Origin of the sequence: Halalkalibacter alkalisediminis (assembly GCF_028610705.1) — a bacterium.
Classification (GTDB): Bacteria; Bacillota; Bacilli; order Bacillales; family Bacillaceae_D; genus Halalkalibacter; species Halalkalibacter alkalisediminis.
On the sequence record NZ_JAQQWT010000005.1, the window covers coordinates 20,024 to 34,866 of the forward strand.

At 41.9% G+C, this 14,843-nt stretch carries 7 protein-coding genes and 1 pseudogene; 2 read left to right on the plus strand and 6 right to left on the minus strand.

The window, feature by feature from the left end:
- Nucleotides 1-180 precede the first annotated feature (180 nt).
- Both PQ474_RS09085 and PQ474_RS09090 read right to left on the minus strand, forming a co-directional pair.
- The gene (locus PQ474_RS09085) at nucleotides 181-2,355 is read right to left on the minus strand and encodes an SEC-C domain-containing protein (RefSeq protein ID WP_273842196.1); all 2,175 of its coding nucleotides are present in this window, start codon (nucleotides 2,353-2,355) and stop codon (nucleotides 181-183) included.
- Between the two features lie 249 nt (nucleotides 2,356-2,604).
- Nucleotides 2,605-3,327, minus strand: coding sequence for an SLC13 family permease (locus PQ474_RS09090; RefSeq protein WP_273842197.1), 723 nt, complete (start codon nucleotides 3,325-3,327; stop codon nucleotides 2,605-2,607).
- A 381-nt stretch (nucleotides 3,328-3,708) separates the two neighbouring features.
- Between PQ474_RS09090 and PQ474_RS09095 the strand changes: the two genes are divergently transcribed.
- Complete coding sequence (locus tag PQ474_RS09095; RefSeq protein WP_273842199.1) at nucleotides 3,709-7,329, plus strand: alpha-amylase family glycosyl hydrolase; 3,621 nt, start codon at nucleotides 3,709-3,711, stop codon at nucleotides 7,327-7,329.
- A gap of 144 nt (nucleotides 7,330-7,473) precedes the next feature.
- On the opposite strand, the gene PQ474_RS09100 is transcribed toward PQ474_RS09095, so the two are convergent.
- From PQ474_RS09100 to PQ474_RS09115, 3 genes and pseudogenes are all read right to left on the minus strand, one after another.
- Complete coding sequence (locus PQ474_RS09100; protein WP_273842201.1) at nucleotides 7,474-9,735, minus strand: molybdopterin oxidoreductase family protein; 2,262 nt, start codon at nucleotides 9,733-9,735, stop codon at nucleotides 7,474-7,476.
- A gap of 58 nt (nucleotides 9,736-9,793) precedes the next feature.
- Nucleotides 9,794-10,269, minus strand: a pseudogene (locus PQ474_RS26590) (DinB family protein).
- A 500-nt stretch (nucleotides 10,270-10,769) separates the two neighbouring features.
- Nucleotides 10,770-11,999 carry a dicarboxylate/amino acid:cation symporter gene (locus PQ474_RS09115; RefSeq protein WP_273842209.1) on the minus strand — a complete coding sequence of 410 codons (1,230 nt, stop codon included), beginning with the start codon at nucleotides 11,997-11,999 and terminating at the stop codon, nucleotides 10,770-10,772.
- Between the two features lie 320 nt (nucleotides 12,000-12,319).
- Between PQ474_RS09115 and PQ474_RS09120 the strand changes: the two genes are divergently transcribed.
- Entirely contained in the window at nucleotides 12,320-12,931 is a 612-nt protein-coding gene (locus tag PQ474_RS09120) for a cell wall hydrolase (protein ID WP_273842213.1), read from the plus strand.
- 60 nt (nucleotides 12,932-12,991) lie between these two features.
- Here PQ474_RS09120 and PQ474_RS09125 read toward each other — a convergent pair whose 3' ends face one another.
- Nucleotides 12,992-14,815, minus strand: a complete 1,824-nt coding sequence (locus PQ474_RS09125) for a bifunctional diguanylate cyclase/phosphohydrolase (protein WP_273842214.1) — start codon at nucleotides 14,813-14,815, stop codon at nucleotides 12,992-12,994.
- Nucleotides 14,816-14,843: the final 28 nt, after the last annotated feature.

A 14,843-nucleotide genomic window follows, 5' to 3' on the forward strand; every position in this document is an offset into this window, starting at 1 on the left:
GCCTGGCACATCCCCTTTCGTATTATCGCTAATCAAGGAGTTCGCAAAGTCATTCTACTTGATTGGGGCTAAACGTTGTTCTCCCCTCTCAATCACGTGTAAAAGCTCTTCTCTTCCTTTATGCGCAAGTTCAATGAATTCCCGGTAAGTTCCAAAGTCCTTATTCATCTAGTCCTCCAATTAGAAAATTTCAAGATAAAAGGCTGCTTCTTTCACATACACTTGATAAAGATCAACCCATTCATACGCCGCAGCACCGGCATTCTTCTTTCCAATTTCACCTAAGAAAAACATTCCCTCATTGACGTATTGAAGTTGGTTGGCTGACATTTTGACGGTTCTTTCTTCGCCGGTTTCATCTAGTTCTCGTATCTTAATGCTGGCTTTGTTCTTTTTTGTCACTTGAAATGTACCTTCCAGAAGGTCATCATAAGGCTCTGCGATGTTACGCATCATCTTAGCGATGTCATTCATTTTCTCCATTGCTTCATTCATATACCTTTGATACGGATTGAATTCAGTGAGTAGCTCAGCTGCTCGAATTAAGTCATCTTCTACTGTAGAAATGAAGGTTGCTACCTCTTTAGCGATGTTCGTTTTCTGCTTTTTATCAAGCCATTTCGTAAAGATTTTCACCGTAGATAAGAATTCCTTCACATTCGACTTACTCGCAGGTCCATTAATCTCAGTAAAATCAAAAACAATCAACTTCTCCCAAAATTTATCATCCACCTCGCTCCAGCTTTTAAAGATTGAGGCCTCCAATGCCTCGCGGATATCAAAGAGACTATTTTTATACTTTCTTACTGTATTTTCACCTTTACCGTCGGTTTTTTTTTTATAAAAATCAATTATATCATTCGTATAAAAGTTGTTGATCGTTGAAGGAGTGAATCCTAACTTCTCATATACCTCAATGTCCTCTTCAGAGACAGGCGTTGGCTTTTGATTTTGCGGGCTCGTCGCTTCGACCTGAGAAAAACGGTTTGCTCCCTCTGTAACAAAGGGGGATAAAGGTAACCCTAATCTCTTTCGCACCGTATTCAAATCAGCTGTAAAGTCGACATCGCCATACTCCTTTTCGGTCATCGCATACACATGATATTCCGCTTGCTTCAACCATCGCTCCGCATCTTCTGCTCGGTTGTGATTGACTAGTTCGATTAAGGAAAGATTGTCGTATTTCGGGATCGATTGTGTGACATCGATTAACCCAATAGACTGCACGTAAAGACCCACATACGGCGGAACGTTTTCTCCCATTTTAATCATCGTCGTTTGAAGTTCGGCATGTATCGGCAACGTGATCGTTTCGATCTGCTCTTTTACGTTCGTAATGGCCATATGAACTTGTTTAAGCTTTCTCATAAATTCCTTTTTTGCTTCTAAATGATGAGAGGTATACGTAAGCTCATCCTCTTCGATTGTGAGATGACCATCGACATCCGCTAGAACGATCTCTCCTTCTACTAGTGTATCTCGGTACACCTTCCAATCCTTTGCAAAGCCCCCTTGTTTGCTCGTTTTATTCCATTCGTCAATGACAAGATCTTCAAGTCGGTAAAAATACTCTGCAACGATTTCATCATCAAGCACCTTGGCTTGGACTTTATAAAGATGAATGTCTTTGTGCGTATGAGAATGTGGTTCAGGCCCCATTGTGGCTGCAAGAATTTCTGGGAAGTATTCAAATAAAATATGCTCATTCGTCTGAGACGTTTTTTTCGACCATTGTTCTACTTCTCGCTTCGCTATCTGTATATCTTCAGGAGAAATCATCCGATTGATGCCATGGAATTCGAAATGTCCATCAAATGGTTCAAGCAAAGCTAACGTCCCGTACCAAGGAGCAAACGACTTTAACTTTTGGTTTGGAAATTTGACCGTGAACGTTTCCTTCGTCCACACATCGGAAAATTGAATCACTGACTCCGTCCTTCCCGTCGCTTCAAGCAAACGCGGCTTCAAACTTGTCCACTGCTTGACTAGTTGACGGTCCGCTGCAGATAACTTTGCGCCCCGCTCTTTCTCAAACCACTCAATGCCTCGCAATCCATTTTCAAAACGGTAGAAATAATAAAGCCAAAAGTCAAAAAAACTCTCTTCTACATACTCTTCTATCAATCCCTTTGTTCGCTTTTTGAACAAGCTGAATTGCTTTTGATGCTGCATATAAGAAAATTTAGAGTAGATAAACTCTCTTAACATTAGAGTTAAAGCATGCTTTTGTTGTAAAAAGCGCTCTTCCTTCACATGCTTCAGCTGAATAACCTTTTCTTTGTTCATACAACATTTCTTATATTTTTTGCCACTTCCACAAACGCACGGATCATTTCGCTGAATGGTTACGCTCATCCATTGCCCTCTCCTTCTCTTCATTCTTTGTTTTTATCTTATCATAGATTTGAGTTGGGTTGGAGAAGAGGCGCGGTGCAGTGGGCGTGCCCTTGTAGGTGTTTACTAAAACCGATTCCGCTCCGCACAAACACCACTCTATCTGCATGCCCCTCGGTTAAAGCAAACGAACATCATGGTTAAGAGCCTCTAATCAACTATTGATTAGAGGCTCAGATTCATTACAGAACTCACTTTTCATCCCAAATCCTACTCAAACCATTCCGGCAACCACAACGTAAAGAACGGTACGTAAGCAATTAATAGAACAACGACAATACCTGCTACAAAGTATGGAAGGATGTCTTTAATGGTTTTCTCAATTCCAACCTTCGCAATGTAACAAGAGATAAATAGAGTGGCCCCTACTGGCGGTGTAAACATACCTAAAGCAAGACTGACTAACATGACTATCGCAAATTGAGTTGGATCCATGCCAATCTCTGCTGCGATCGGAAAGAAAATAGGAATAAATAAGAATAAGTTAGGAACAAGCTCCATCACCATACCGGCTACAAGCATGATCGCAATTAACACGAGTAGCAAAGCCCAGCCAGGTAATCCCAATCCATGAAGCATTTCCGCGATCCATTTAGGGATCCCTTCTGAGATTAAGACCCAAGTGAAGATCATTGAGGTACAGACGGTGACCATCACGACACTATCATCCCTTGATAAAAAGGTTTTCCCACTCATCCCCTCACCCGGATCTAGCAGAATATCTTTTAAATACTTCATATTAAATCCAACAGCAGCTTTCGGGTAAAGTTTATTTGTTTTTTGATCATATAAAAAGAGGACACTGGCATTCGATCCTTCAATCACATTTAAAACCTCTTTGATCAATTGATGGAGCACTTTATCTAAATCAAGAGTAGATGTTAATACCCTTGCAGAATTGATTAAACTAAATAGCTTTTTTTCGGTATTCATTTGTTCTTCCTCCTTATGCCTTTTATTCAAGAACAGATCCCCGTATTATAGCAAATTTTCGATCATGTTTCTTATGGTCCCACTAGCGACACATCAACACTAAACATCTTTGTGACCTGTTAGAAAGGGTTTTAACACACACCTACGTGAAAAGATGATTGCTAGATAAACAGATCTATGATAGATTTACACTATCAGTGAAAACGCTTGCAACAAGTACCGCCAACCTGCGCATTTTGTTGCACTTTATTTTCACCGTTTATGCAAACGATTGCACAAATGACTTCTATTTCATTTAGGAGGTGTTTAAAAGCATACAACGAAGAGCAACAAGATGAGGTAGTTTTTAAAAAAACTAGTTTTGAAAGGGGTACGTCATCCATGTATACGAAGCATAGAAAGTGGTTTTCTTTCACTTTAGCTCTATTAATGGTTTTTAGTTTACTAACTAGTTCGTTACCAGCAGTCGTTACCGCTCAATCCGTTTCTGACTTGGCAAGTCCTGTTGTAAGTAGCGATGGAACGGTTGTTTTCAATTACAAAGATGACAACGCTGACCGTGTTCTTGTGGCGGGAGGATTTACAGATTGGCAAAACCATGCGTTAGAAATGGAACAGATCAATGGCGTTTGGACCACCTCTACTACTCTTTCTCCAAACGTTTACCCATATAAATTTATCAAAGACGATGAATGGATGTTAGATCCGTTAAATAGTGAGGAAGTGAGTGGGAATAGCAAGCTAGTTGTCCCAGGATTGAACATTGATTCAATACCTTCTACTTTGAAAACGGGGTCCACTCACTCATTAAAAGCTGACGTTGTTCAAAACAGTGGTGCTATAACGAGTGCTGAAGGAGTCACTTGGTCTTTAGAAGATGCTCCAAGCGGGGTTGAAATCATGGATTCAACTCTATCCATTTCTGAGAGTCTTTCAGGAAATGAAACGTTTAAAGTGAAGGCTGTAAAAGATCAGTTTGAAACGACAAGACAGATTAAAACGGTTGGAGTCATGTACGACTATACCATTCATTACCATCGTACAAATGAAAATTTCGATAACTGGGATATGTGGATTTACAATAGTGGTTATGCAGATGCAGGCTATGCCTTTGACTCTTTCGTTGGCAATGAGTATACGTTTGCAAAAGGCACTCATTCTTTCCCAGAAAATGAAATCACGGTGATTCCACGAAAAAATGACTGGAGCGCCCAAGATGGTCCTTTCGATCTTCCTGTTCCGACCGAAGAAACAAGCACAGAGGTTTGGATCGTACAAGGTTTAACAGATGTATTTACGAGTGAAGCTGCTGCTGTTGCAGCAATTAAAGAAAGAGAAGGTGGCCTTCAACCTCATATCCGCCTTTCCTATGACAGACCTGATGGGAACTATGAAGATTGGGACGTGTGGGTTTGGGGGACAGGTGCCGAAGATCAAAATCATGATTTCAGCCGTTTTGAAGATGGAAAAGCAATTGCTGAAATCCAGGTAGGTCCACATGCTGATCAGGTTGGATTCATCGTACGTAAAGCAGACTGGGTTGACCGAGAGCCAGGCGGCGATCGTTCGATTACCGTGAACCAAACGGATCCTATGACAAAAGTATTTGTCACAAGTGGTGAAACTGAATTTTTCACCGTCCCTTCTATTCGTAAGCCATCGATTCATCAAGGCCATGCGAGCTTCCAATTTAGAGATAAAGACCTTTATCTAACAGATGAAATGGCTAAAATTGAACAAGTAGAACTAGACATTAAGGGAATTGAAGGCCGTCACCTAATGACCAAAGAGGAAAAAAATGAGCGTTTTGTTTTTACGTACCATGACTTTCCTGCTGGTGATTATGAATACACCTTCTTTGTCACAGTGGATGGCGTCACAACAGAAGTCACAGATCCCTATAACACAGTCGATGGAAAGTCAGTGATTGCTTATTTTAATTCGACGATCGATGTATCAGGAACCGTAGCACCAAAAGAAGTGGATTATCATCAAAATACGGTCCTCACTTTGGATATAACGAATGAAGATGAGGTGGACATTCGCGAAATTTCAGTCGACTTGCGTGAAGTAGGTGGCAAAGAGGCAGTGGCGATTGACCCAGAGCTCCAGGAACTAACTATTGCGATTGACCACCAAACGACGGCGGGAGTGAAGACGCTGCCGATTACCGTTGTAGATACTTATGGAAACGAACACAAAGGTGCAGCAGAAGTAACCGTCAAAGCTCGTCACTCGATTGGAGCAGGTGATTTTGATTGGGATGAAGCACGCATTTATTTCTTATTAACCGATCGTTTCTTTGACGGCGATTCATCTAACAATGATCCTTATGGAGTCGGGTATGATAAAGAGATGCCAGGCGCCTATAAAGGTGGAGACTTTAAAGGCCTTACATCAAAACTAGATTATTTACAAGATCTCGGGATTAATACCATTTGGATTAACCCTATTGTTGAAAATATCGTGTATGATGTTCGCCATAACGATACTCCGCATATTACACCATACTACGGCTATCACGGATATTGGGCGAGCAATTTCGAAACGTTAAACCCTCACTTTGGAACGATGGAAGACTTCCATGAACTCATTGATGAGGCACACGACCGTGGGATGAAGCTGATGATCGATGTCGTGTTAAATCATACTGGATATGGATTAAAAGCAGCCGATGCCGAGCTAGACGGCCAAATTGCGCATTTCCCTACGGATTGGGATCGAGCACGTTTTGATGGAATGCTACGTGATGGCGGAACCGATTCTGTTCGCGGAGAATTAGCTGGATTACCAGACTTTATGACCGAAGATCCAGAAGTTCGTGAGCAAATTGTTCAGTGGCAAGTCGACTGGATCGAAAAGTCGAGAACGTCAAACGGGAATACCATTGATTACTTCCGTGTTGATACCGTTAAACACGTGGAAGATGCGACATGGATGAAATTTAAAAGTGAACAAACAAAAGTTATGCCAGAATTCAAAATGATCGGGGAGTCGTGGGGCGCTTATTACAACGACGACCATGGTTATTTAAACAGTGGAATGATGGATTCATTGCTAGACTTTGACTTTAAAAACGACGCAGTCGATTTTGCAAACGGCCAAATTGAACAGGTTGAGCAGACGCTACATGCTCGTAATGCAGCCATCTCTAACGGAGGCACCCTTGGACAATTCCTCGGAAGTCATGACGAGATTGGTTTCTTAAACCAACCAACTATCAATGGCGATGAAGGAAAATTAAAGCTAGGGGCCGCCCTTCAAATCACAGCTAAAGGACAACCTGTGATTTATTACGGGGAGGAATTAGGCTATTTTGGCGAAGCAAATTACCCGTACTATACAAATCGATATACGATTGATTGGGACATCGTTGAAGGAAATGATGTGCATGAGCATTATACGAAGCTATTAAATGCCAGAAAAGACTATTCACAAGTTTTCTCTAAAGGAACGAGAACACAGCTTGCCGGTTCAGATGCAGAAGGATTCACAGCGTTTGAGCGCTCATTTGATGGAGAGTCTGTTGTGGTGGCGATCAATGTGAGAAATACTGAAAACGAAGTAACATTTGACGTACCTTTTGAAGCAGGAAGCACGGTTACCGATGTGTACGGCAATCAAACGTACACTGTATCTGCGGACCAAGCGCTTTCCGTTACGATTCCTGACCGCGATGCTGGTGGGACTGTGATCCTTGTAGCCGGAACCGTTTCAAGTCCAGTGAACGGAGTAGAACCAACCGAAGCTAGACCCGATGTTCCTAAAAAGACGGAAAAGCCGAAAGGAAAAAATCCGTTCAAAACGAAGAAAAAGCAAGAAGTGAAAGACAAGTTAGATAAGAAGTCAAACGGAGGAAAGGTAGAAAAAGCTCCCGTTGAAACAAATGGAGCTCGTCTTCCTAATACCTCTACGAATATGTATAGCTATTTCGTTCTCGGAACCCTTTTCCTTCTAGTAGGTGGCGGGATCATCATCCGTAAAAGAAAAATAGATATGTAATAGGAAAAAGTCAGCATCATATGGCATGCTGACTTTTTTTCTTGGTTATTCCGAACATTAAATCTCCTGCTTTTCATTCGCTTACGTGTCTACCTATTCTTGCCTGATCCCTAGATTGCTTTGTCTCAGGTTACAATCCTTTTATCAAATTACATATGGTGACAAGCATGACACCGACACCGGAATCCCATTAAACACCGCATTCCCCGAGACGGGATCGACCAGTCTCTCATCACTTAACCGGTTAGAGTTTACACCTGCTTGCTTTTGTCCATTACTCAATTGAATTCCAGTTAAATGGTGTCCCCATCCATGTGGGAGACTCACAACCCCTTCCATCACATCATCGGTGATGTCTACTGCCACTTCAATCATTCCAGCAACTGATTTCACTTCTGCTAGATGACCATTTGATAGGTGGTAGCGCGCTGCGTCCGCTGGATGGATTTGCAGGGTACAGCGGTTCCCTCCTTTTGTTAATTCTTTAATGTTATGCATCCATGAATTATTGGATTGTAAATGTCGACGGCTAACGAGCAGTAATTGCTTTTCATTCAGCGCAAGATCTGTCTTCAGTCGTTCTACATCGGCTACCAACAGCTTTGGCGCTAACTCAATCTTACCTGAAGGTGTCGATAAGATTTGAGGAATTCTTGGCTTTAATGGCCCTAAATCGAGTCCATGCGGATGCTCTTCTTCTAATTTTGATAAAGATAGCCCCTCCGACTGTTCGTCAAAGAAATCTCCGTATTCACCTGTGCGCAGAAGGAAATCAAGGATTCGCTCCGGACCTCTTCTTTGTGATAATTGATTAAACAGTTCCTTCGGGTCTTTCTCAGCTAACGGAGAATCGACTTTCGAACATTCCTTGTTAATCAACTGTTTGCACGCAAAATCGTCTAAATATGAAACCGGATCATCGCCGACTTCTTGATCCATAACAGCTGCTGTTAAATGGAGTAACACTTCCCATTCATCCAATTGTCCCTCCGGCAGCTCGAACACCGTTTTCGAAAAGTGAGCGATGTTGCGAACCGAAAGCTGGTAAAACGATAGGTCATAATGAGAGCGTTCGAGCGCTGATGGAGCAGGAAGCAAGACGTTGGCATGCCGCGTCGTTTCATTTAAATAACAATCAACACTAACCATAAAGTCTAATTGTCCGATGGCCTCGATCATCTTCTCTCCATTTGGTGCTGATAATACAGGGTTCCCAGCAATCGTCACAAGGGCTTTGATTTGACCGTCGCCTTTTGTTTGAATTTCTTCAGCTAAACAGGAAATCGGTAACTCGCCTAACACCTCTGGCCGTTTGCGTACCCTTGAATGAAAACGACCAAACCGGATTTCCTTTTTCCGTTTTCCACCTCCATGTTTAGAAGCGGCTGCCGGATTTGTAAACATCACACCACCCTCTGAATCTAAATTACCGGTCACTGTATTAATGACATCAATGAGCCAGCTATTAAGGGTGCCATATACTTGTGTGGACGTTCCCATTCTTCCGTAAACAATGGCTCGTTTCACCTTAGCGATCTCGCGTGCAAAACGGCGAATGGTCCTTGCCTCGATTCCACATTTAGCCGCAACCACTTCTGGCTCAAACGGTTCAACCGCTTTTCTCACGTCCTCCAACCCGTTGATGTGCTCTTCGCTCACATTTACAAGCTTCTCTGCAAACAACGTCTGCAGAATCCCTATGAGCAAATACGCATCCGTCCCTGGAATAATAAAATGGTGCTCATCTGCTAATTTCGCTGTGACGGTTTTCACTGGATCAATGACGACCAGCTTCCCGCCTCGCTTTTGCAGCTCTTTCAAGCGTTTCCTCATATTCGGCGCGGTCATCAAGCTTCCATTCGAAACAAGGGGATTCGCTCCCAGTACGAAGAAATAATCGGTCCGATCAATATCTGGAATCGGTATAGAAAAGTCACTTCCAAACATGAGCTCGGCTGTCAACTGCTTTGGAATCTGATCCATCGTACTAGCTGAATAGCGGTTCTTGGAGCCTAATGCACGCAAGAACATAGGCATGTAGATCATTCCCGCTAAATGATGAACATTCGGGTTGCCAAGATACGTAGCAACGGCGTCCCGCCCGTGCTGACCGATGATCGACCCGAGTCCTCTCTTCACCTCTTCAAAAGCCTCGCCCCAGGAAACCTCCCGCCACTTCTCCCCAACTCGAATCATCGGTTTCCTCATTCGGTCAGGATCAGCGTATAACTTGTCTAAACGATACCCTTTAGGACATAAATACCCTCGACTAAACGGATCTTGTTTATCGCCTTTGATGTCGACCACTTCGTTGCGTTTAGTATGAATCTCCAAACCACAAGTCGCTTCACACAAAGGACACGTGCGGTAATGAACGTTGATCTTATCTGTTTCTTCGGTTTTCAATCTTGCAACCTCCTCTTGCATACTAACTAGTTAGTATGCAGTTGACATTTGTGAACCTTTACATCTTCGGTGCAGTTATACCCTGTAAACGTAAAAGAGTATTTACCTGACCTAAGTGATAGACTTCATGATCAAACACACGGTGAAAAATCCAACCAACTGACGGATGATCAATGGGTGTGCTGCGATACCCTTCAGGAATCGAACGAGTCTCTTCTAGTATACGAATCGGGTTGGATTCGAGGAACGCTAACGTTTGTTCTCTCGTCTCATGTAAATATTCTAAGAGACTTTCCGCCGATTGTAAGTCGGCTTTTCTTTTGGGATCATCTCCCCTTTTTTGATGACCGCATGAAGAAACCAATCCTCCGCTTGTGCTACATGCCGTAGAAGGAAACCAATATTATTTTTATAGCCTTGTGGTTCCCACTCTAATTGCTCATGCGACAGCTGGTTATACGCAGGAAAAAAGTGCTCCCTCAAATCATTCGCATAGTAAAATCGTTCAATCGCTTTCAACATGCATCCCTCCATTATGGTAACGCTTACAAAATAATGTATTCGACAAACTTTTAATCATTCCTGTTTAAAAACAAGATGATTGTAAAGATTCTACAACCTCGAACCATTGATCAGCCTTGTCTAGTGGACATCAGATCCGCTATTTCTTCAATAACCCCCTATTTTAGCGTTTAAGCGGACACCAAATCCGCTATTTGCTAAAAATAAGGACTAACTGACGACTTTGAGCTATGATAGCGGAACGGATGTCCGCTAATCTATTAAAATGACGGTATTTAACAGAAATAACGGAACTCATGTCCGCTTACACCCAATGACTAGATTCATTGAGGTCCTTCACGACGTTGATCCTAAATCATGCCTATCGGATCATACAACAGTCGTTTCCAATCATACATCGAGTCACCCAATCGAAGTAAGCCTCCACTCGCGCTTTTCTCAAAGCAAGCCAAAAAAGCCATTTCTCATCTAAACTAATGAGAAATGACTCTTTTTCTATGCAGGAACAGCTCTTACGCCGTTTCCACTTTATCCTTGCCGCCTTCACTTTGTTCCACAAATACGGCGCAGGCTGCGTCGCCTGTAATGTTAACAGACGTTCGAAGCATATCAAGAATTCGGTCAACCGCTAAAACAAGGGCAATCCCCTCAACTGGTAATCCGACAGATTGTAAGACCATCGCAAGCATAATCATGCCGACTCCTGGAACACCAGCTGTGCCGATACTCGCAAGTGTGGCGGTTAAAACAACGGTCACTAACGCTCCTACAGACAATGGTTCGGCAAATACTTGGGCGATGAATACCGTCGCCACAGCTTGCATAATCGCTGTCCCATCCATGTTAATCGTTGCGCCAAGCGGCTGCACGAAGCCAGAGATCGGCTTAGAGACGCCAAGCTTTTCTTGGGCCGTTTTCATCGAAACCGGTAGTGTGGCGTTACTACTTGATGTACTAAAGGCCACCGTCATCGCAGGTAAGAAGTTTTTAAAGAAATGAATCGGATTCATTTTCCCTAGGAAATAAACGGTACCTGAGTAGACAATCGTAACATGTAAAATTAAGGCCAAGATCACACAGATCATGTACATGCCCATGGACGATAAGGCATCAAGGCCTAGTTTTCCTAATGCTGAAGCAATCAGTCCGAATGCTCCGTATGGCGCAAGCTTCATCGCAATCGTGACGAGAAACATCATGATGTCATTGCCTTGCTCCATGAACTTGAACACTCCACTTGTTTTTTCCCCAAGATGTGCCAGAGCAAAACCGATAAAAATGGCAAAGAAAATAATTTGGAGCATCTGCCCGTTGGCAAGCGCGTCAATTGGATTGGTTGGGATGATGTTTAATAAGGTGTCCATCACCGGAGGCGCTTCTGCAGCTTCATATCCTGATCCTTCCGCCTCACCCATTAACCCCTCTTGACCTGGTTGAATGACAAGAGCCACGGCAAACGCAATACAAAGAGCGACCACGGTCGATAGCAAATAAAACCCAACCGTCTTGCTTCCGATTCGACCTAACTTTTTTGTATCCCCCATACCAGCAGTTCCAAGTACAATCGAAAAGAAGACCAGTGGGACAACTAGCATTGTAATTAGCTTTAAAAAGATTTGCCCAAGTGGCGTGAGCACATAGGTATCTACAGGTACAAAGGCATCCGGAGCCAAAACATTAAACCCAAGCCCTACAGCTACCCCTAAAATAAGGGCAATAATGATTTTTTTGGTCAAACTCATTTTTATTCTCCTCTCATGATGTAGTCTTTGAAGAAGGCGATTACATTCCTTCAATCATAACTACTATACTTTCATTTTTTCTTGTTGCCGTCAATCCTTGTTGTTCGTTTTTCTTACATATCTTATATGTCACCAATCGTCATTTCAGACTGCACATTGCTTTTTCAGATAAAACGGTTCATGAGAAAAGTACCTATCTTCACAAAAAGTTATTTCATACATTTTCACAATTTAGGAGCTTCTTCTCAATTACTAGAGTATTGCTTTGTTTCTCTCTTTTTTATGTTTAAATGAGTAGAGAAGACGAGGAGGTAGATTGAATGAAACTCAAGGTTATGACAGTTCTTTTCATCATGATCACTTTTGCACTTCCAAAGGAATCATTTGCTCATCCTTTGCTACAGAAAGAAGACGATGGAGATCAAGTCGTCGAATTGCAACAGAAATTGATCGCGTTAGAATATTTACATACGAATGCGACAGGCTATTATGGTTCGCTTACCGAGGAAGCCGTTCGCAAGCTTCAACAGGATTTCGACCTCGCAGCTGATGGAGTTGCTGGTCCACATACGTTTACTCGCTTAGACGAGATTGAAAAATTAGCTAGAATCGTTCACGGTGAAGCCCGCGGTGAACCTTATAAAGGACAAGTTGCTGTTGCCGCTGTTGTGAAAAACCGCCTAAAGTCTTCGGAATTCCCTTCTACGATTGAAGGTGTCATCTATCAACGAAATGCTTTTACAGCCGTGCATGATGGTCAGTACGAATTAGCGCCAACGTCCATTTCCTATAAAGCGGTTCGCGACGCTTGGACAGGCTGGGATCCTTCTGATGGAGCTACGTATTATTACAATCCCGATATTGCAACGTCTGAATGGATTTTCACGCGCACACCAACTTTTTCTATTGGTAGGCATTTATTTGCAGAATAATACTAAAAAAACCTGTCACTCTTCGATTTAGTTGGTGAGGTGACAGGGTTTTCTATCAATCTATTCATTTGTTGCCGCAGCCTCAAAATAGATGCTCTCTTCAATCATCTCAATAAAGGCTGGAACGTATTTGGCATCGAATTGATGACCAGCACATCTTCTTAGTTCTTCTATTGCTTCCTCAAACGTCTTCGTCGCTTGATACGGTCGTTCCGTCGTCATCGCGTCAAATGAGTCAATGATACATAAGATCCTCGCTAGTTTAGGAATCTCCTCCCCTTTTAACCCATGCGGATACCCTTTGCCATCATAACGCTCATGGTGCAACTCGACCAAAGGAAGTAAGTGGGCAAGCTCTTTATTAGTAGAGACAATTTCTTTGCCCCACGTCACATGCTTCTTCATCATTTCCCATTCATGCGGTTCCAACTTGCCTTTTTTATTAATGATGTCGCGCGGAATTTCGAGCTTCCCGATATCATGAATCAGTGCCCCCATAATCAGAACCTTCGACTCGTGCTCATGTAACTTGAGTTTCTTCGCAAAATTGACCGCATATTTAAAGACTCGCTTACTATGCTTGTATGTATAGACATCCTTCGAAAGAAAAATCCGAACTTGTTGTTCAAGCAACTCAATTTCCTTTTCCTCATCCAAGTTCTTTTGAACGACATCCTCCTCATCATAAAGGTGCACATTGTTCTTCCCTTGCGCCTTCGCGTAATACATCGCTTGATCCGCCTGATCGAGCAATTCAGACGTATTATAAACGGACCCCTCATGCGAAACAATGCCTCCAGAAAAAGAAAGACACCCTTGCGGAAGAATTTCCACACCTTTAAAGTATGTATCATTCATCTTCTTCCGTAGCCCATTCAGAAACTCATAAGCCTGTTTCCCCAACGTATCTGGCATGAGAATCACAAACTCTTCCCCGCCATACCGAGCATAGGTATAGTTGTAAGGACGACAACCCTCTTTTAACAAAGAACCAAAAAACTTCAATAAATCATCGCCTTGCAGATGCCCAAAATAATCATTATATTTTTTAAAATCATCTATATCAATGACCGCTAAACTAAACGGCTGACTGTTTTTCATTTTCACAAAATCAATGAACACTTCTTTGAAATAACCATGATTGTATAAGCCGGTTAGGTCATCTCTGTTGGCTTTTTTAGAGGCTTGTTCGTATAAATTAAAGTGTTGTTTGAAGGCTAAGGAAAGCATAAGAATGACAGTAGTAAAAAGTAAGATTCCTATCACTGGTTGGTGAATTAACAATATACCTAATATAAGCGCTAAGACTAAGATACTTAGATAACTGAAAATAGCTTCTGATAGAAATGTTTTAAAAATGATTAAAAGAGGTTCATTGCTAATTAACCAGAAAAATACACCTATTGTCATTATGTTTAAAAGCATATAAACAATCATAGAGAAGAAATACGAGTGCATGTAACTAAAACTAATTAACCCCGTTTCCCCACCTAATAATGTATAGGTAAAATATGAACAAATAATCATGATTGAATAAGAAGCAAAATTAAAAAGATGTTTCCACCATGCTGTCGTGACTCGGTATAGAGCAACTATTGCTATACTACCTAATAAAATCATTAAGGTTATTTCTAGTCCAAATATAAAAATAGATGCAAGATAAATAGTGGTATCCATTCCAAGAGAATTCCCTTTAGGTGGGATTAAAATCGTGAAATGTTTACACAAGACATTTACAACAACTAAACTTATAATAAGAGTCCATTCAATTGATGTATAAGAAAATGTTAGATCCCCAAATAAGATGAACAAACCACACCCTAATACTGATAAGATAAGGATGTATAAATTAGCCTTTTTATTAAATACACCATGATTATTCATTGTATCTCACTCTCTAGAATAGATTAAA

Bases quoted from the DNA above. Each gene is read 5' to 3' on its own strand.
- PQ474_RS09125 (WP_273842214.1), bottom strand. From the start codon at position 14,815: ATGAATAATCATGGTGTATTTAATAAAAAGGCTAATTTATACATCCTT.
- PQ474_RS09090 (WP_273842197.1), bottom strand. From the start codon at position 3,327: ATGAATACCGAAAAAAAGCTATTTAGTTTAATCAATTCTGCAAGGGTA.
- PQ474_RS09120 (WP_273842213.1), top strand. From the start codon at position 12,320: ATGAAACTCAAGGTTATGACAGTTCTTTTCATCATGATCACTTTTGCA.
- PQ474_RS09115 (WP_273842209.1), bottom strand. From the start codon at position 11,999: ATGAGTTTGACCAAAAAAATCATTATTGCCCTTATTTTAGGGGTAGCT.
- PQ474_RS09095 (WP_273842199.1), top strand. From the start codon at position 3,709: ATGTATACGAAGCATAGAAAGTGGTTTTCTTTCACTTTAGCTCTATTA.
- PQ474_RS09085 (WP_273842196.1), bottom strand. From the start codon at position 2,355: ATGAGCGTAACCATTCAGCGAAATGATCCGTGCGTTTGTGGAAGTGGC.